Origin of the sequence: uncultured Mediterranea sp. (assembly GCF_902493215.1) — a bacterium.
GTDB lineage: Bacteria > Bacteroidota > Bacteroidia > Bacteroidales > Bacteroidaceae > Bacteroides.
Map to the genome: position 1 here is coordinate 49,857 of NZ_CABUOL010000004.1, position 19,698 is coordinate 69,554.

Below are 19,698 nucleotides of genomic sequence, written 5' to 3' on the forward strand. Positions count from 1 at the left end.
GACTCAATTCTGAAACTATTGTAAATACTGAAATGAAACACTATAAGATAGCAGTAGCCGGAACGGGCTACGTGGGACTCTCGATCGCTACGCTGCTGGCACAACATCACCCGGTGACGGCAGTGGACGTGGTACCCGAAAAGGTGGAGAAGATAAACAACCGGATCAGCCCGATACAGGACGAGTACATCGAAAAGTATCTGGCGGAGAAGGAACTGGACCTGACGGCGACGCTGGACGGACGGAAGGCGTACGGCGACGCGGACTTCGTGATCATCGCGGCACCGACAAACTATGACCCGGTGAAGAATTACTTCGACACGAGCCACGTGGAGGAGGTGATCGACCTGGTGCTGGAGGTGAACCCGGACGCCACGATGGTGATAAAAAGCACGATACCGGTGGGCTACTGCCGGAGCCTGTACGTGAAGTATGCGCAGGTGTTCAGAGAGACGCCTGCCCTGCAAGGAAAGCGGCTGAACCTGCTGTTTTCGCCGGAGTTCCTCCGAGAGAGCAAGGCGCTGTATGACAACCTGTACCCGAGCCGCATCATCGTGGGTTATCCGAAGATGATTGCGGGGCTGGACGAGGAGAACGAGGCCATCCGCTCCATCGCCGGGGAGAACCTGGAGGAGAAGGCGCGGGAGTTTGCGGCACTGCTGCAGGAGGGGGCCATCAAGGAGAACATCGACACGCTCTTCATGGGGATGAAGGAGGCGGAGGCGGTGAAGCTCTTCGCAAACACGTATCTGGCGCTGCGCGTGAGCTACTTCAACGAGCTGGACACGTATGCGGAGGTGAAGGGACTGGACACGAAGGCCATCATCGACGGCATCTGTCTGGACCCGCGCATCGGGACGCACTACAACAACCCGAGCTTCGGATATGGGGGCTACTGCCTGCCGAAGGACACGAAGCAGCTGCTGGCAAACTACCAGGATGTGCCGGAAAACCTGATTCACGCCATCGTGGAGAGCAACCGTACACGCAAGGACTTCATCGCAGACCAGGTGCTGCACAAGGCGGGGTATTATGACTACTACAACCGGGGAGCGTTTGATCCGCAGAAGGAACGGACGTGTACCATCGGGGTGTTCCGCCTGACCATGAAATCGAACAGCGACAACTTCCGCCAGAGTTCGATACAGGGGGTGATGAAGCGCATCAAGGCAAAAGGGGCGACGGTGATCATCTACGAACCGACGCTGGAGGACGGGACGACGTTCTTCGGATCGGTGGTGGTGAACGACCTGGAGGCCTTCAAGCGGCAGTCGGATGCGATTATCGCCAACCGCTATGACGCGTGTCTGGATGACGTGAGGGGGAAGGTGTATACGAGGGATTTGTTCCGGAGGGACTGAGAGCAAATATCAAATATCAAATATTAAATATTAAATATCAGGTATGTCATTCTGAACGAAGTGAAGAATCTCGAAAGCCATTGCTTGTGTGAGGAGATCCTTCACTTTGTTCAGGATGACATTACTATGTGATAACTCATTACTATTTTTGACACAGCCTCAGTTTCAGATACCTCTATTTTGACTCTCTCGGAAATTGTCTCCACTCTCCACCCTCAACTCTCCACCCTCAACTCTCCACCCTCAACTCTCAACTCTCCACTCTCAACCCTCACCCATTTTCAATTACCTGGTGTCAAGTGACTCTATTCCATACTGAATTATGACAAATATAAAGAATTTCCATCTGTGCTGAAAACAGAGGGAAAAAGTCTTGGACGTTTCCATATTTTTTCGTTACCTTTGCCGCCGGAAAGGCCGTTACGCCCATGATTGACGATAAAAAAGGCAAAGAAATGGAAATTTCAGCACAGATAAGTACAGACCAAAAGTTATATAAAAATATGGAAAAGAAAAATGTAGCCTTGATTACAGGCATCACGGGTCAGGACGGATCGTTTCTGGCAGAATTCTTAATGGAAAAAGGGTATGACGTGCACGGTACCATCCGCCGCTCGTCGGTGGACTATCGCGAACGCATCGCGCATCTGGAGGGGAAACCGAACTTCCACCTGCACTATGCGGACCTGACGGACTCGATGAGTATGCTGCAGGTGGTGAGCAAGGTGCGTCCGACGGAGATATACAACCTGGCGGCACAGAGCCATGTGCAGGTGAGCTTCGACTCGCCGGAGTTTACGGCGAACGTGGACGCAACGGGCGTGCTGCGTGTATTGGAGGCTGTGCGCCTCTGCGGACTGACGGACACGTGCCGCATCTACCAGGCTTCGACTTCGGAGCTGTATGGCAAAGTGGAAGAGGTGCCGCAGAACGAGAATACGCCGTTCCACCCCTACTCGCCCTATGCGGTGGCGAAGCTGTACGGGTTCTGGATTGTGAAGGAGTATCGCGAGGCGTATAACATGTACTGCTGCTCGGGCATCCTGTTCAACCACGAAAGCGAACGGCGCGGTGAGACGTTTGTGACGCGCAAGATTACGCTGGCGGCGGCTCGCATCGCGCAGGGCAAGCAGGAGAAACTGCTGCTGGGCAACCTGGACTCGCTGCGCGACTGGGGCTACGCAAAGGACTACGTGGAGTGCATGTGGCTGATATTGCAACAGGAGAAGCCGGAGGATTTTGTGATCGCAACGGGCGTGCAGCACTCGGTAAGGGAGTTCTGCTACCTGGCCTTCAAGCATGCGGGCATCGAACTGGAGTTCAAGGGCGAAGGCATCAACGAGAAGGGTTACGACAAGGCCACGGGCAAGTGTGTGGTGGAGGTGAGCGAGGACTTCTACCGCCCGACGGACGTGGTGAACCTGTGGGGTGACCCGACGAAGGCGAAGGAGAAGCTGGGATGGAACCCGCAGACGACGTCGTTCGAGGAGCTGGTGCGCATCATGGTGACGCATGACATGCAGAAGGTGGCGGCGGAACACGTGGCCAGCGTGATGCGGACGAATCTGGCGGAGTATCTGGAGAAGGGGATCGTAAAATAATGGAGAATGGATAATGGAGAATTGAAAATTAATTATCCATTATCAACTATCAATTATCAATTCAAGCAGTGGAAAAGACAGCAAAAATATATGTAGCCGGACACCGGGGTATGGTGGGATCGGCCATCGTAAGGGAACTGCAACGGCAGGGATATACGAACATCGTGACGCGTACGCACAAGGAACTGGACCTGACGCGACAGGACCAGGTGGAGAAGTTTTTCGCGGAAGAACAGCCGGAATATGTGTTTCTGGCTGCGGCGAAGGTGGGAGGCATCGTGGCCAACCAGGAGGCGCTGGCTGACTTCATGTACGAGAACATGATGCTGGAGATGAACGTGATACATGCGGCCTGGAAGAACGGATGCCGGAAGCTGGAGTTCCTGGGGTCGTCGTGCATCTATCCGCGCATGGCTCCGCAGCCGATGAAGGAGAGCTGCCTGCTGACATCGGAACTGGAGAAGACGAACGAGGCGTATGCGCTGGCAAAAATCAGCGGACTGAAGTATTGCGAGTATCTGAACAAACAGTACGGGACGGACTACATCAGCGTGATGCCGACGAACCTGTACGGACCGAACGACAACTATCACCCGGAACACAGCCACGTGCTGCCGGCCCTGATACGGCGCTTCCACGAGGCGAAGGTGCAGGGGCTGAAGGAGGTGACGTGCTGGGGCGACGGCAGTCCGCTGCGGGAATTCCTGTACGTGGACGACCTGGCCAACCTGTGTGTGTTCCTGATGAACCGCTACAGCGGCAACGAGACGGTGAACGCGGGTACGGGCAAGGAACTGACCATCCGCGAACTGACGGAGAAGGTGGCGAAGATTGTGGGCTACGAGGGACGCATCCTGTGGGACCCCACCCGACCGAACGGCACACCGCGCAAGCTGCTGGACGTGAGCAAGGCGAAAGCGCTGGGATGGGAAGCACGGACGGAACTGGACGAAGGCATCCGACTGGCCTACGAAGATTTTTTGAACAATCCGATGAGGGCGGAAAGGTAAAGAGTCCGCACACGGTGAAATAAAAGAAAAAACAAGCATTTCTAAAATAAATGCTTGTTTTTTTGCATAAACGACTTAACTTTGCAGCGGCTAAACGCCAAGTATACAAAAAAGAAACAAGACTTACCGAAAACGTAAACGACAGCCTGCACGGGACAGGCGGAAGCGTAGCTGTATACATTCCTCTCATTGCAAGACACTTATCTTACATCTGTAATCTTAGTAAAACGTCATGACTATTGCCGTCGATTTTGATGGAACCATCGTGGAACACCGCTATCCACGAATCGGAGAAGAAATACCCTTTGCCACCGAAACACTGAAAATGCTCATCAAGGACCAGCACAGACTGATACTCTGGACCGTGAGGGAAGGCGAGCTGCTGGAAGAGGCAGTGGAATGGTGCCGCAAAAGAGGGGTGGAATTTTATGCCGTGAACCGGGACTATCCGGAAGAGGAGAAAGGAGACAGGGGGTTCTCCAGAAAAGTGAAAGCGGACCTCTTCATCGATGACCGGAACCTGGGAGGACTGCCGGACTGGGGAGACATCTACCGCATGATAAAGGAACGGATGACCGCAGAAGAGCTGTACCTGGGAAAGAACCGGGAAGAGAACGGCCGCACGGGGAAAAGGAAGAAAAAAAGAAGCTTCCTGGGACTGAAATTCTGAAAAAGGACGTCCCTCCCCTCTACCCTGCCCCCAAAAAGACGGGGAGCAGCACGGAAGAAGAAGAAGAAACAAAACAAACAAAATACAATGATATGAAAAGTTTTTCCAAATTGAAACGGTGGGCAGCCGCAGGAGTACTCCTCGGCGTGTCGGCACTGGCCGCAGCACAACGGACAGGCAGTGCTTATGCCGCCAACGAAAAATGGTTCATCACCGGTGCCGTGGGTGTACACGGATATGTGGGTGATGCCGACAAAGACAGAACATTCGGCGACAGAATATCGGTAGGCGCAGAAGTGGGTGCCGGAAAATGGTTTACCCCGCTGATAGGTGCCCGACTGATGGTGGGTGGCATGCATGCCAACGGAAACCGGGTGGAAGGTAGCGGAGAGTCGTGGAACTTCGTACACATCCATGCCGACGCCCTGCTCGACCTGAACACCCTGCTGAAAGGGGCAGACGAGGAACGCGTGTACAGCTGCATCCCCCTGATGGGTATCGGAATGGCCGTGGCTCCCTATGACGGAACAAGAAGCACGGTGGCATTCAGCCTGGGCATACTGAACCGGATCAGACTGGCCGAACAGCTGGACCTGAACATCGAAGCCAAAGGTACCATCGTGGGCGACAAACTGGACGGGGAAGTGACCGGAAGCCGCGGTGAAGGATCGGCTGCACTGACCGTGGGGCTGGCATACACCTTCTGAACAAACGAATTTCATAAAACGAACCCGAGAAAATTAACGAGAACATGATAAAGAAACTGATTCTAACAGGAATGCTGGCGGGGTGCATCGGAATGACACACGCGCAGAACATTGAGTACAAGGATCCGTTCGTGACCAATCAGGAAGATCTGTCGTTCGCCGAAAGATGGGCTTTTAAAACCAACATGGTAGGATGGGTACTGATGGCACCGAACATCGGACTGGAATATGACCTGTCGAACTCGATTTATGGAAAATGGACCGTGGGAGCACAAATAACCTGGAACGGTACCACCGGACTGAAAACGGACCAGAGCATACAGGCCAGGGTGAACGACTACCGCCTGGAAGTGAGAAGGTACAAGAAACCGGGACTGACCACGAAAAAGGGAAAAAACAGCATACCCAAATTCTGGAGAACCTACTATTGGGGAATATATGCCGCATACGGCGACTACGGACTGCTGTGGGGAAAAGGCAAGAAAGGACAATATTACTCGGCCGGACTGAGCGGCGGATGGCAAATCCCGCTCTACGGATGCAGGAACAGAGGAGAAGTGGCACTGGACCTGGGCATGAGCCTCGGACTGGTGGGTACGAAGTTTGACAAATACCGGGTAGAGAACAACCAGGTGGTGAAAACCGCTACGGAAGACTGGCATGTGGTGCCCTTCCCCGTACCGACGGAAATAAAAATAGGACTGGTGTACCGGTTTGATTCCATCAAGAATAAATACAAAAACAGATAATGAGCAGCATGAATATGAAAAAGAACAACTATAGGACCTGGGGAAAATGGGCCGCTCTGACAGCACTGATGATGGTCATGGCCTGCAACGTACAGGCACAACTGCTGGCGGCCAGGACAAACGCACTGCTGTGGGGAAACCTGACTCCCAACATCGGACTGGAACTGGTGACATCGGCGAGAACCAGTGTGAGCGGAAACGTATTCTACAGCCTCGACGCAAACCCGATGGACTGCAGTACCAAGGGAGCAGAGGTACAGCTGAGATACTGGATCAGCGGAAGACCGATGGTGAGAAGCTTCGTGGCACTGGGCGTACAGGGCATGAGATATGACGCGGAATGGTCGGACAACAGACACTTCGGTGACGCCGTGGGGCCGGGAATCGTATACGGATACTCGCTGCCGCTGGGCAAACGCTTCAACATCGAATTCAGCGCAGGTATGTCCATCATGTGGTTCAGAGAAAGAAAATACCCCGTGGGAACAACCGAACCGGAAGGAGACTATAACTTCAAAGGGAACAAGGTGATGCCGATGGGACTGGGAGTAACATGTACATACATCTTAAAATGAAAGGAAACATGAAAAAATATATCGCAACTATTGGAATCGGCCTGCTGGTTGCAGCTGTCGGAATTCAGGAAGCGGCTGCACAAAAAATGACGAGGGTCTCGGGAACCGTGTACAACATTGCCGGGAAAAAGAGGGTCCCCTTTACAGACGTGACCGTCAGCGTATATGCCACCAAAACCGTGGCCGAAGGAAAAGACCTCGTGGAACTGCTGAACAGCGACAACGAGGACAAATATCTGGAACTGGACAGGGAGGCACACACACAGACCGACGCAAACGGATACTACGAGGTGATGGTGCCCGACAACGGAGCGCTGGTGTTCAAGGTGGGACTGAGCCCGGCCGTTCTGGAGGAAGTGAAGCAGCGCATGAAAATAGACAAGGAGTTTGACGACGGCATGCACCTGAAAAGTGTGGTGGTGACAGGCGTAAGAACCCTGCTGAACCCCGAACCGAAGGCACCGAGAATGACCGGAAACCTGTTCATGCCCTACAATACCTTCAACATCCCGCCCCACATGGGCAATACCTTCTCCCGACTGATTATCCAGCCGTATGTGCTGGACTGCCAGACAAACGACACCGTGGCCTTCGGCAGACCGGTGGTGATAGACGGAAAGGAATATGGCATGACCCAGGAAAGAAAACTGGGATGGGACATGGACCGCGACCCGCTGAAACCCTATATCCTGAAGGATGAGTACCTGAGCAAGCAGTCGATCAACGTGGAATGGGCCGACACAATCATCGTCCCCGACCCGGACCGCTCGTACAGCTGCTTTGCAACGGTGAGCATCGAAGACTATGCAGCCGTGGTGTACAGAACCTTCAAAATAAACACCTGCCAGACCAAACGGCCCCTGCAGTTCCTGCAAATGAACCTGGCCGCCACGGAAATGAACCTGGCCGACCACAAGGAGAAAGCACAGATTGAAAAGAGAAACACGGCGGATAAGGTGACGCTGAGCTTCAAGATCAACACAGCCGAACTGGAGGACACACAGGACAACAAGGAGAAGCTGGACATGCTGAAGAAAAAGCTGACCGACATAGCCGAATCGCCGGGTAGCGTGCTGAAGGAATTCCACGTGACGGGTACGGCTTCGCCCGACGGTAACGCGGACGTCAACCTGAGACTGGCCGAAAACCGTCTGAAGAAGATAGAACGGGAAATCACTTCGGTACTGCCCGAATACATTCTGGAAAGAGTGTACAGAAATCCGCAGGCCAGAGTGGCCGAATGGGGCGAAGTGGCCGAACTGATGAGAAAGGACGGCAAGAACGAACAGGCGGAACAAATAGAACAGACCATCAGTACCTGCAAGGACAAGAACCGGCTGGGACTGGAGATGAAGAAACTGGACTTCTACCAAAGCGAAATAACGGAATACCTGAAGCAGCTGAGAGCCGTGAACTACAACTGCATCTACGAGGTGTACCGCGAGCCCAACGAGAAGGAAATCATGGCGCTGTACAAGCAGAAAGGTATCGATGGAGACTATACACGCTATGAATACTGGAGACTCTTCGAACTGGTGAAGGACGAACACGAACGCGAACTGCTGTACAAAAAGGCGTACCAGCAATCGCTGGAGGAAGAAAGACCCTGGGCACTGGCAGGCAACAACCTGGCCGCTGCCTACCTGAAAAGGGACACGACGGACACCAGCATCCTGGAACCGCTCATCGACCGAACCGTACACATCACCGACTATGAACGGGCCAGCGACGACAACGCACGCAAGACCCTCATCAACTCCTCGGAGGTGGTGAGCAACCAGCTGTGCATGTACATCAAGCAGGGAGACTTTGAAAATGCCAGCATCCTGGCCAAAATGCTGCCCGACGACTCCAAATATGACCTGATGAAGGCTTATGCCTGGGCCATGGGCGGATATTACCACGGAGGCAGAACGGCGGAAGAAAAAGAAAGGGCGGAAAAGACGTTCAACACCATCAAGAACTCGTCGCCACAGAATGAAGTCGTGATGTACCTGGCTCTGGAAACACGCGAAGGAGACCGGATGGCAGAAGAGGCTGTGAAGAAACTGCCCGAGAACAAGGCACTGACACAGTACTTCATGGCCATCATTGAAAACAGAAAGGGAGAAGTGGGATTCATGAACGCAGCCACCAGGCTGGTGAAATGCTTCAAACTGGACAAGAGCTTCGTGGCCAAAGCACAAAACGACGGAGAATTCAGCGAAGACCTGGTGATGACAGCCATGGACATGTGTAACTTTTAACAGGCAGACATTATGAAATTGAAATATATCATTCGGACCGTTTGCTTATGTACCGGACTGGCTGCAGCGGGAGGCACATACGCACAAAACGGCATGACAAAGGCCGACTCGGCCAGACAATCGTTCAACGCACTGGACTACACGCTGCAGAAAAGATACATACCGAACGGCAGAAGCATCGACCCGAAAGCTCCGGGAAAGAATTTCTTCATCTCGGTAACAGGAGGCATGCAGAAACTGACGGGAATGGGTGCGGGACTGCCGGCCGTATTCGACGGAGGACTGTCCGTGGGCAAGGAGGTGAGCCCCTTCAATACCTACAGACTGTCGGTCATCGGCGGATTCAACAAGCAGATGAAAAGAGGCGGACTTGAAATAGACCACCTGTTCAATCTATCGGACTACCTGAAAGGGTATGAGGAGGGACAACACTGGAACCTGTATACGGTGGCCGGTCTGGGAGGATATGTAGTGAAAAGGGACGGCGCAGACCTGAAAATCGCAGGAAGTGTACACGCCGGCCTGCAACTGCAATATCACCTGGGGAAAAACTGGGACGCCTTCCTGGAACCGAAAGTGTATATCTACACCGACGGCATAGATGCCCTGACTTCGTACAAGCGCTATGACATCGGGTATGGTATAACGGCCGGCATCAATTACCGGTTTACAGCACTGCCGGGCGTACGGATGAAATCGGAAGATCCGGGAGACAACCTCTTCATCGAAGCGGCTGTGGGTACGCAGGGTGACTTCGCCAGAGGTGTGAGAAGTAACCTGAAGGGACTGAAACCGCTGGGACCGTCGGTAGCCTTCTCGGTGGGCAAATGGTTCATGCCGCTAGGTGTAAGAGGAACCCTCTTTACCGGATACAACCACACCTGGAGCCCCGGAGACTACAAACAGAAGGAAGGATACGGAGGCGCACGCGTCGAAGCGATGCTGAACCTGAACACGCTGTTGAAGCCGTCGGTAGACGACCCCAGACTGGAGGTGAACCTCTCGGCCGGATATGAAGTGGGAGCCGTGGCACACAGATACTACACGTATGCAAAGAAGATCAGACTGTTTGACGGACCGACCGGAGCCGTACAGGTGCTGTACTTCGTCAACGAACAGATCGGTGTATTCGGCGAGGCACGCTACCGCAGAGACATGTACACACAGACCTTCGTCAACGGAACATCGAGCAACAGAAGACAGCAGAACCTGGGACTGATGTTCGGTGTGCAGTACCGCAGAAGAAAAGCGAACTTCGACGCCAAGAAGGGCGGATTCGAGCCCTACAAGTTTGCCTATGCCACCGTGGGAACAAACTTCCCGGTCAGAACAGCCGGACTTGACGGTAAGGACCTGCCGAAGCTGCTGGGACAACAGATCGGCATCGGTATCGGCAAGCAATATACACCGGTATCGGCACTGAGAGCCACTGTCGAGGTGGGAAGATATGCCATCGACACGAAGTCGGGAGCTTATCCGTTCTCTCTGTCGGCCGACTATATGTTCAACCTGACCAATATGGTAGGAAACTACAGCGATACCCGCATCTTCGACCTGAACGCCTTTGCCGGAGTGGTGTACACACACGTCGACACGGAAAAGAAAAACTACGTGGGACTGCAGGGAGGCGCACAGCAGAGCTTCAAGCTGAACGACAAATGGAGCCTCTTCCTGGAAGAGAAGGCACAGGCTTACAAGGGTAAGATCACACCGACAGCCCGCCAATATACTTCGGGCAAAATATCGTTCGTCATGAACGCCTCTATCGGTACAAGCTACCGCTTCTAAGGCAGGAACGACGACGGGACACCGGACAGGCACGGATAACACGCGCAGACGGACGGAAATCTTTTTCCGGACGGAAATGGCGTGTAATCCGTGCCTTCTTTGTACCTTTGCGTATCATCATCTCAGGAACCCCGCTTATGGAATTACTTGTCTACAAAGCATCGGCCGGATCGGGAAAGACATTCACACTGGCCGTGGAATACATCAAGCACCTCATCGAGAACCCGAGGGCGTACAGACAGATACTGGCCGTGACCTTCACCAACAAGGCAACGGCCGAAATGAAGGAGCGAATCGTGCAGCAGCTCTACGGCATCTGGAAGGCGGACCCCGACTCCGAAGCCTACCTCGGACGGCTGCGCCAGGACCTGAAACCCGGACTGACGGACGAAGAACTGAGGCGCAGAGCCGGAACGGCCCTGCTGTACATGCTGCACGACTACAGCCGCTTCCGCGTGGAGACCATCGACTCGTTCTTCCAGTCGGTGATGCGCAACCTGGCACGCGAACTGGAACTGAGCCCCAACCTCGACATCGAACTGAACAACGCCGAAGTGCTGGACGAAGCCGTGGACAGCCTCATCGAGAAGCTGACACCCGACTCGCCCCTCATGGGATGGCTGCTGGACTACATCGGCGAACGCATCGCCGACGACAAGCGCTGGAACGTGTCGGACGAGATAAAGGCATTCGGCCGCAACATCTTCGACGAGAATTACCTGGAGAAGGGGGAGAAGCTGCGGCAATGCCTCGACGAGCCGCAGATGATGAAGCTGTACAAGCAGGCACTCAAGGAGATGGAGACGGAAGCGCTCGAGCAGATGAAGGCCTTTGCCGACCAGTTCGAGGGAGAACTCGAAGGGCACGGGCTGAGCCCCGACGACCTGAAAGGTGGAAGCAGGGGCATAGGCAGCTACTTCCGCAAGCTGAGGGACGGACGACTGGCCGACAAGGACGTGGCAAACGCCACACTGGCCGCCTGCCTTGAGAAAGCGGACAACTGGAGCACCAAGACGTCGAAGCTGCGGAAAGACATCGTGCAGCTGGCCGAACGGAGCCTGATGCCGCTCCTGCAAGAGGCCGAACGCATGCGTCCGCAACGAAGCATGACCGTAAACTCCTGCCGCCTGACGCGACAGCACCTCAACAAACTGCAACTGCTGAACCATATCGACCAGGAAGTGAAGACGACGAACCGCGAACAGAACCGCTTCCTGCTCTCGGACACGAACGCACTGCTGCACCGGCTCATCAGGGAGGGAGACCCGTCGTTTGTCTTCGAAAAGATAGGCACCACGATACGCAACGTCATGATCGACGAGTTCCAGGACACAAGCCGCATGCAGTGGGACAACTTCCGGCTGCTGCTGCTCGAAGGCCTGTCGCAGGGCGAAGACAGCCTCATCGTGGGCGACGTCAAGCAGTCCATCTACCGGTGGCGGAACGGAGACTGGCGCATCCTGAACAACCTCGAACACAAGCTGGACCACTTCCCCATCCGACTGGAGACGCTGAAGGTGAACCGGCGAAGCGAACCTACGGTGGTGGACTTCAACAACCGGGTGTTCACCGAAGCCGTAAACCTGCTAAACGCCCGACACCTCGAGGAGCTGAAGGCCGAATGTACCGAACTGAAGGTGGCCTACAGCGATGTGGTCCAGCAGTCGCCCCGCACGGAGCAGCGCGGATACGTGCGCGTGGACTTCCTCGAACCGGAGGAAGGCTCCGACTACACCACCGCCACGCTCGAAGCGCTGGGGCAGACCGTGACCGAGCTGACGGGGCGCGGCGTCAAACCCGAAGACATGGCCATCCTCGTACGCAAGAACCGGAACATAGCTACCATAGCCGACTACTTCGACCGCCAGCTGGGCATGCCCGTCGTCTCCGACGAAGCGTTCCGGCTCGATGCCTCGCAGGCCGTGTGCATGCTGGTGGACGCCCTGCGCTACCTCGGCGACGAGACCGACCGCATAGCCCTCGCATCGCTGGCCATGAACCTGCGCTCCGCCGAAGGGGCAGGCGACGGCTCCGCACGCGAGCTGGCGCAGCGCAACCCCGAAGACTGCCTGCCCGAAGACCTGCGCCTGCGACGCGACGAACTACGCCTGATGCCGCTCTACCTCCTCCTTGAGGAGCTGTACCGACTGCTGCGCCTCGACCGCATCGCGCGGCAGGACGCTTACCTCTTCGCCTTCTTCGACGCGGTGACGGACTACCTCACCAGCCATCCGTCCGACCTGGGCAGCTTCCTGCGCCACTGGGACGAGACGCTCTGCCGCAAGACGATACCGAGCGGCGAACTCGAGGGAATCCGAATCCTGTCCATACACAAGTCCAAAGGCCTCGAGTTCCACACGGTGCTCATCCCCTTCTGTGACTGGAAGACGGAGAACGAGCGCAACGACCAGCTCGTGTGGTGTGCGCCCCGCACCCGACCTTACGACAGCCTCGGACTGGTACCCGTGAGCTACTCCCCGCTGATGGCGGAGTCGGTCTACAGGCAGGACTATCTGGACGAACGCCTGCAGCTGTGGGTCGACAACCTGAACCTGCTGTACGTGGCCTTTACACGCGCCGGAAAGAACCTCGTGGTGTGGACCCGCCGCGGACAGCGCGGAACCGTGGCCGAACTGCTGGCCGACGCCCTGCCCCGCATGGCGCAGGACGGACACGGCGCGTGGGACGACGAAGCCGCACGCTATGAGCAGGGCACCCTCCTCGCCTCGGAGCCGCGGACCGAACGGCAGGCGGCGAACCGCCTGGCACGCCGGCCGCTACCACAGCCCGTGGCGATGCAGAGCCTGCGACACGACGTGGAGTTCCGCCAATCGAACCGTTCGGCCGACTTCATTGCCGGGCGGGGTGAAGCGGACTCGGACCAGCGCTTCATCGACCGCGGACGCCTGCTCCACACCCTCTTCTCGGCCATCCGCACGAAGGACGACGTGGACGAGGCCGTGAGCCGTCTCGTCTTCGAGGGCGTCATCACCTCGCCCGAAACGGAAGCCGACATCAGGCAGCTGACGCACCGTGCCCTCGCCCAGCCCCAGGTGGCGGAGTGGTACGACGGCACGTGGCGGCTCTTTACGGAATGCGATATCATCTGGACGGAAGGCGGACGCCTATGCACCCGCCGCCCGGACCGCGTGATGATGAAACAGGGGCGGATTGTGGTGGTAGACTTCAAGTTCGGCTCGCCACGCCGCAGCCACGCCGCGCAGGTGCAGCAGTACATGCAGCTGCTGGCCGGCATGGGATACGACGCCAGCCGCATCGAGGGCTACCTGTGGTATGTCGAGCAGGGAAAAGTCCACCCCGTAAATCCTCCCCGAGCGGCATCCGAATCCGCCTAAGACGTGGTAGAGATGCAGTCGGACAACGTAAAAAAACAACACACTGCATATAGAGGCAAGCACTGCACTGGCATGCGTCGGAGAACGGATGCCGCAGCCGACGAAAACGGATGCCGTTGCAGTGTAAAACGGAAGCGCATCCGTTTAAAATGGAAGCGCATCCATTTCCGACGACTTAAGCATCTCGTTCAGGCCCCGCCCAGAAGCACGTGTGGACGGGATAGGATGCAAATAGGACGAAAACGCAGGAAAACAAGAAACAAATCAGGAAAAGGAATCAACGATATGGAAACGTTTTTACAAATGGTCGCACGCGACCTATATAATAAGGTGGGACGCGACATGAGCCGAACGGTGGTCGTCTTCCCCAACAAGCGTGCCGGTCTCTTCTTCAACGAGGGACTGGCCGCGATAAGCAGCGGGCCGATGTGGTCGCCCGCGTATGTCAGCATCAGCGACCTCTTCAGGCAGCTGTCGCCGTGGAAGGTCGGAGACCCCATCCGACTGGTATGCGAACTCTACCGCGTCTTCTGCCAGGAGACGGGCAGCACGGAGACGCTCGACGACTTCTACTTTTGGGGTGAGCTGCTCATCAGCGACTTCGACGACGTGGACAAGAACATGGCCGACGCCGCGCGCCTGTTCGGCAACCTCAAGGACCTGAGGGACATTGCCGACGTGCCTGACTTTCTGGAACCGGAACAGGAGGAAGCGCTGCGCGAATTCTTCCGCAACTTCTCCATCGAGCGGCGCACCGAGCTCAAGACGCGCTTCCTGTCGCTGTGGGACCGGCTGGGCGACATCTACACGCACTATCGCCGCCGCCTCGCCGAGGCGGGCATTGCCTACGAGGGCATGATGTACCGCCACGTGATAGAGCACCTCGACACGGACGCGCTGACGGACTACGACCACTACGTCTTCGTCGGGTTCAACGTCCTCAACCGCGTGGAGCAGGCCTTCTTCAGCCGCCTGCAGGAAGCCGGGCGGGCGTGGTTCTACTGGGACTACGACGTGTTCTACACCCGGCAGCCTGCCCTCTGCGACCCGCCCTACAGGCACGAGGCAGGGGAATTCATTGCGCGCAACCTCCGACAGTTTCCCAATCAGCTGCCCGAAAGCTGCTTCGACGTCATGCGACGGCCCAAGCAGATACGTTTCCTGTCGGCTCCCACGGAAAACGCGCAGGCCCGTTTCCTGCCGCGCTGGTTCGAAAGTCTGGGCCCGACGGCAGGCGGCCGGCTACAGGAAACGGCCGTGGTGCTGTGCAACGAGGCTCTGCTCGTGCCCGTACTGCATACCCTTCCCGAAGGCGTGGCGGAGGTGAACATCACCATGGGCTTCCCGCTGGCACAGACGCCCGTCTACAGCTACCTGAACGCACTGACGCAGCTGCAGACCGACGGCTACCGCGCCGACACGGGCCGCTATACCTACGAGGCGGTGACGGCCGTGCTGCGCCACCCCTACGTCCGCCAGCTCTCGCAGCAGGCCGAGGAACTGGAACGCCGGCTGGTGCGCGACAACCGCTTCTACCCGCTGCCGTCCGAACTCTGCGCCGACGCCTTCCTGGAGCGGCTCTTTACGCCGCAGAACGGCCTGCGTGCCCTCTGCGCCTGGCTCACGGAGCGGGTGCAGGACGCCGCCGCCCTCTACCGCACGCCTTCGGCAGCCGGCGACGACGACATCTTCGGGCAACTCTACCGCGAATCGATCTTCAAGGCCTATACACTCGTGGGCCGTCTGCTCGGCCTCGTGGACGAAGGGCAGCTGCAAGGAATCCGCACCGACACGTTCCGCCGTCTGCTCGTCCGCCTCCTCACGGGAGCAAGCATCCCCTTCCACGGCGAGCCGGCCATCGGCATGCAGGTGATGGGCGTACTCGAAACGCGCAATCTGGACTTCCGCAACGTGGCCGTCCTGTCGCTCAACGAAGGCAAGCTCCCCAAGGCCGAGGGCGATTCGTCGTTCATCCCCTACAACCTCCGAAAGGCATTTGGACTGACTACCGTCGAACACAAGATGGCCGTCTACGCCTACTACTTCTACCGCCTGATGCAACGGGCTGAAAACGTAACGCTGATGTATAACACGTCCAGCGACGGGCTGAACCGTGGGGAAATGTCGCGCTTCATGCTCCAGCTTCAGACGGAATGGCCGCACGACATCCGGCTGGAGTATCTCGAAGCGGGCCAGTCTCCGCAGACGGCCCGCACCATCCGCGTGGACAAGACGCCCGACATGCTGCTGCGCATGCGCCGCCGCTACGACGCAAACGCCCGGCCGGAGGCTGCTTTCTCGCCCTCGGCGCTCAATGCCTACCTCGACTGCCGTCTGCGCTTCTACTACCGCTACGTGGCAGGGCTCCGCCGGCCCGACGAGGTGACGGCCACTATCGATTCGGCGCTGTTCGGCACCATGTTCCACCGTGCGGCCCAGTTGGCCTACCTCCACCTGACGGCGCACGGACCGGACGTCCGGCGTGAAGACCTGGAGGCCCTGCTGCGCGACGACGTCCGTCTGCAGTCGTTTGTCGACCAGTCCTTCCGCGAAAACTTCTTCCACACCACACCCGGCGAGAAACCCGAATACAACGGTACGCAGCTGATACACGCCCGCGTCATCGGCTCGTACCTGCGCCAGCTGCTGCGCAACGACTTACGTCAGGCCCCCTTCCGTATCGAAGGCATGGAGCAGCCGGTAAGCGAGGCCATCGGGATAGATACGCCCGGGGGCAGGCTCGACGTGCGCATCGGCGGCACGATAGACCGCATGGACAGCCACGGGGACACGCTCCGCATCGTCGACTACAAGACGGGGGGCACGCCTCGCACCCCCGAGGACATTGCACAACTGTTTACCCCGGCCGACGGGCGTCCGGGGTACATCTTCCAGACGTTCCTCTACGCGGCCATCCTCTGCCGGACGCAGTCACGCAAGGTAGCCCCTGCACTGCTCTATATCCATCGGGCTGCGCAGGACACCTATTCGCCCGTCATCGAGATGGGCCCCGCCCGCCAGCCCAAAGTGCCGGTGACCAACTTCGCCCTCTACGAAGACGAGTTCCGGCACCGGCTCCAGTCGCTGCTGCAAGAGATCTTCGACCCGAACGAACCCTTCGTCCAGACGGAGCAGACGCGGCAGTGCGAATACTGCGACTTCAGGCGTCTGTGCCGCCGCTGAGGTCAGTCTTCATCAAAGTCGTACCGTTCCTGGCTGGCCTTCACTTCGCTGACTTCCCGCGTATCGGGGATGGTGAAGTCCTTGTCAGCAAAGAGGTCGGCCAGGCCGGTAATCTGTTTGAGGCGGAGCACTTCGTCACGGTCCATTCCGATGTGTTTCATGATCCACTCGTCAGTCATGCCGGCACGGTCGAGTTCGGCCACGATGTGACTCATCAGTTCGATGTTGTGCGTGCCGCGTGCGCGGTTGTGCCGGATGGTAGAAGCCATCCGGTTCGACATGTCCTTGTCGATGACGACCACGGGCAGCAGGCCCTTCTCACGGTCGTACACACGCTTCGACGTCTTGAGCACCTGATAGCGGTGGAATCCGTCGACCAGCACATAGACATCCTTCTCTGCATCGTGATAGCACACGCAGGGCATGGTGAAGCCGTCTTCCCAGATGGACAGCTCGAGCAGTTTCATTTCGGGCGGCGCCACGACATTGGGGTTATAGTCGTTGGCCTGCACTTTCTCTACGGGTACGGCCTGTACCCGGTATACGGGGCTTGTAAAGGTATCGTTCATAACATCATGTTTTTAAATTCTTCCATAATCTTGTCGCGCTTGTAGGCGTCTTCCTTGTTGAGGGCAAAGCCCATGTACTTGCAGGCGTGGTCGTTCTTCAGGATGCAGATGCACATGCGTTTGTAGGTGGGTATCTCCTTGAACTCGCGGATATTGATGTCGTCCAGGTATTCCATCCTGACGGGCCGTTTCTGCGTCTTGTAGTTGCTCTTCCCCATTACCTCGATGGGAATGTTCAGGTCCTTGAGCTTCTGTATCGTCTCTTCGCTGAGGCAACCTCCCTTCTTGCGCCAGAACTCGATGCTGACGGTCAGCTTGTTCAGGTAGTTGCGGCGCGTCTTCTCGGGCAAGGTGGAGAGCAGGAAATACATGTACTCTTTCCAGGTATAGCCTTTGGGCAGATTGACGCGGTGTCCCACTCCCAAGGCGCGCGTATTGCCGTAGATGCCCACAAAGTTCACCCCGTTCACCCGACACACCATCTTACCCCACGTATTGGGGTCGATGGCCCTGTAGAGCTTGAGGCTCTCCTGCGCCTCGCACAGGAAAGGACTGGCCACCCGCTGGCGTTCGATGTTGACGCCTGCCTTGTAATAGAGGTCGTACAGTTCGTTGTAGTCGAAGTGGAACTTCCCGTTGGCCACCCAGATGTCGGTCGTCTTCCAGTCGAACAACGGATAGGCATTGTATTCGTCGTTACCGATCTTCGACGTCCAGCGGTACGTGTGATACATCTGGTACTTGCGTGCCAGGTGGATGCTGCGCCAGCGGCTGAAACTCTCCTGCGTGCGTATGCCGATGAGGAAACACGAACGGGTAGCCTTCTTCCGCTCGTGCAGCCAGTGGGCAAAGTGCATCTGAAAGTTATAGTCCCACATGTCTTCCTCGTAGAAGGGGAAGTCTTCCTTGTTGTAGCACCCCTCGGGCTTCTGCCGCACCCACAGGTCCTTCAGTTCATCGTCCCACGGACGCCAGTAAGCCTGATACATCGAGGTACAGGTGGCCACCTTGAAGGGCACACACACCCGATAGACCTCCAGAATGTCCTTGTTGGCCTCCAGAATGCGGTCTACATAGTCTATCGTCACCTTGTACTGCACTTCGTAGTCGAGGTGGAACACGCTGATTTTACGATCCAGCTTGTTGCGCCTCACGTAGTCCATACACAGGTTCAGCAGCAATCCGCTGTCCTTTCCTCCAGAAAAGGACACACAAATGTTGTCGAACTCCTTAAAGATGATGTCCAGCCGCTCCTGCGCCAGTTCATACACATTTTTTGCTGTCTTCTTTGCCATAGTCTTCCACTTTGTCTTTCTTCATTTTTACATAGCGGGTCCACCGCTTCTCTTCCAGGAATCCCAGCTTCTGATACAGGGGGCCGTCTTCGAGAAAGGCCACCGCTTCCATAGCCATTCCGGCTTCCTCCGCATCGGTCATCACCTTGGCCAGCAGGGTGACCAGCACCTCTTCGTTGCGTCCCTCCACGTAGTAATTGTTGATGATCCACGTGTACGTCTTGCGCTCTACCGGAATGAATCCGATGACCGTCTCCTGCTCTACCGCGATGTACCAACGGAACTTCTCCGTCGTGCGGAAAGGAAAGTTGTAATTCTGCTTCAGCACTTTCGGATTCATCACCAACGGGCCAACCCACTGATACAAAGCGCTGTCCAGTCCTTCCAGTTCTATAATCTCCATAATATACGTTTATTGTTTTGCAGGAGGATATGCCAGCACAAAATCCAGCCGGACTTTCACGCCCCGGCACAACCTTCCTAACCCTCTATAACCTGCAAGCCTGCAACCTGTAAGATGGTTGCGAAAACAGGTTCCTTATTTCTCCCTCCAAAGATAGTGAAAGGCGAGAGCAGAACAAAATATTG

Annotated in this window: 14 protein-coding genes; 11 read left to right on the forward strand and 3 right to left on the reverse strand. The window is 56.5% G+C overall.

The window, feature by feature from the left end:
* Positions 1-32: 32 nt before the first annotated feature.
* The 11 genes from RDO88_RS03675 to RDO88_RS03725 all read left to right on the forward strand — a co-directional run bounded on the left by RDO88_RS03675 (position 33) and on the right by RDO88_RS03725 (position 17,246).
* The gene (locus tag RDO88_RS03675) at positions 33-1,361 is read left to right on the forward strand and encodes a nucleotide sugar dehydrogenase (protein ID WP_307758077.1); all 1,329 of its coding nucleotides are present in this window, start codon (positions 33-35) and stop codon (positions 1,359-1,361) included.
* 503 nt (positions 1,362-1,864) lie between these two features.
* Positions 1,865-2,962 (forward strand): GDP-mannose 4,6-dehydratase, encoded by a 1,098-nt coding sequence (gmd, locus tag RDO88_RS03680; RefSeq protein WP_307758078.1) that lies wholly within the window; start codon positions 1,865-1,867, stop codon positions 2,960-2,962.
* A 68-nt stretch (positions 2,963-3,030) separates the two neighbouring features.
* A complete protein-coding gene (locus tag RDO88_RS03685) occupies positions 3,031-3,972 on the forward strand; it encodes an NAD-dependent epimerase/dehydratase family protein (protein WP_307758079.1) in 942 nt (313 codons plus the stop codon).
* A 232-nt stretch (positions 3,973-4,204) separates the two neighbouring features.
* Positions 4,205-4,642, forward strand: coding sequence for a BT0820 family HAD-type phosphatase (locus RDO88_RS03690; RefSeq protein ID WP_307758080.1), 438 nt, complete (start codon positions 4,205-4,207; stop codon positions 4,640-4,642).
* Positions 4,643-4,734: 92 nt separating this feature from the next.
* The gene (locus RDO88_RS03695; protein ID WP_307758081.1) at positions 4,735-5,349 is read left to right on the forward strand and encodes a hypothetical protein; all 615 of its coding nucleotides are present in this window, start codon (positions 4,735-4,737) and stop codon (positions 5,347-5,349) included.
* A gap of 44 nt (positions 5,350-5,393) precedes the next feature.
* A complete protein-coding gene (locus RDO88_RS03700; RefSeq protein ID WP_307758082.1) occupies positions 5,394-6,098 on the forward strand; it encodes a DUF3575 domain-containing protein in 705 nt (234 codons plus the stop codon).
* A 14-nt stretch (positions 6,099-6,112) separates the two neighbouring features.
* Positions 6,113-6,673 (forward strand): DUF3575 domain-containing protein, encoded by a 561-nt coding sequence (locus RDO88_RS03705; RefSeq protein WP_307758083.1) that lies wholly within the window; start codon positions 6,113-6,115, stop codon positions 6,671-6,673.
* A gap of 8 nt (positions 6,674-6,681) precedes the next feature.
* A complete protein-coding gene (locus tag RDO88_RS03710; protein ID WP_307758084.1) occupies positions 6,682-8,919 on the forward strand; it encodes a hypothetical protein in 2,238 nt (745 codons plus the stop codon).
* Between the two features lie 12 nt (positions 8,920-8,931).
* A complete protein-coding gene (locus tag RDO88_RS03715) occupies positions 8,932-10,707 on the forward strand; it encodes a hypothetical protein (protein WP_307758085.1) in 1,776 nt (591 codons plus the stop codon).
* A gap of 137 nt (positions 10,708-10,844) precedes the next feature.
* Complete coding sequence (locus tag RDO88_RS03720; protein WP_307758086.1) at positions 10,845-14,063, forward strand: UvrD-helicase domain-containing protein; 3,219 nt, start codon at positions 10,845-10,847, stop codon at positions 14,061-14,063.
* A gap of 285 nt (positions 14,064-14,348) precedes the next feature.
* Positions 14,349-17,246 (forward strand): PD-(D/E)XK nuclease family protein, encoded by a 2,898-nt coding sequence (locus tag RDO88_RS03725; protein ID WP_307758087.1) that lies wholly within the window; start codon positions 14,349-14,351, stop codon positions 17,244-17,246.
* A 2-nt stretch (positions 17,247-17,248) separates the two neighbouring features.
* Here RDO88_RS03725 and RDO88_RS03730 read toward each other — a convergent pair whose 3' ends face one another.
* From RDO88_RS03730 to RDO88_RS03740, 3 genes are read right to left on the reverse strand one after another with little or no spacing between them, the layout of a single operon-like run.
* Positions 17,249-17,815, reverse strand: a complete 567-nt coding sequence (locus RDO88_RS03730) for a ParB N-terminal domain-containing protein (protein WP_307758088.1) — start codon at positions 17,813-17,815, stop codon at positions 17,249-17,251.
* Positions 17,812-19,110 carry a DUF3440 domain-containing protein gene (locus RDO88_RS03735; RefSeq protein ID WP_307758089.1) on the reverse strand — a complete coding sequence of 433 codons (1,299 nt, stop codon included), beginning with the start codon at positions 19,108-19,110 and terminating at the stop codon, positions 17,812-17,814. The genes RDO88_RS03730 and RDO88_RS03735 overlap by 4 nt, the downstream gene beginning before the upstream one ends.
* Positions 19,079-19,516, reverse strand: coding sequence for a hypothetical protein (locus tag RDO88_RS03740; RefSeq protein WP_307758192.1), 438 nt, complete (start codon positions 19,514-19,516; stop codon positions 19,079-19,081). Before RDO88_RS03740 ends, RDO88_RS03735 begins: the two co-directional genes overlap by 32 nt.
* Positions 19,517-19,698: the final 182 nt, after the last annotated feature.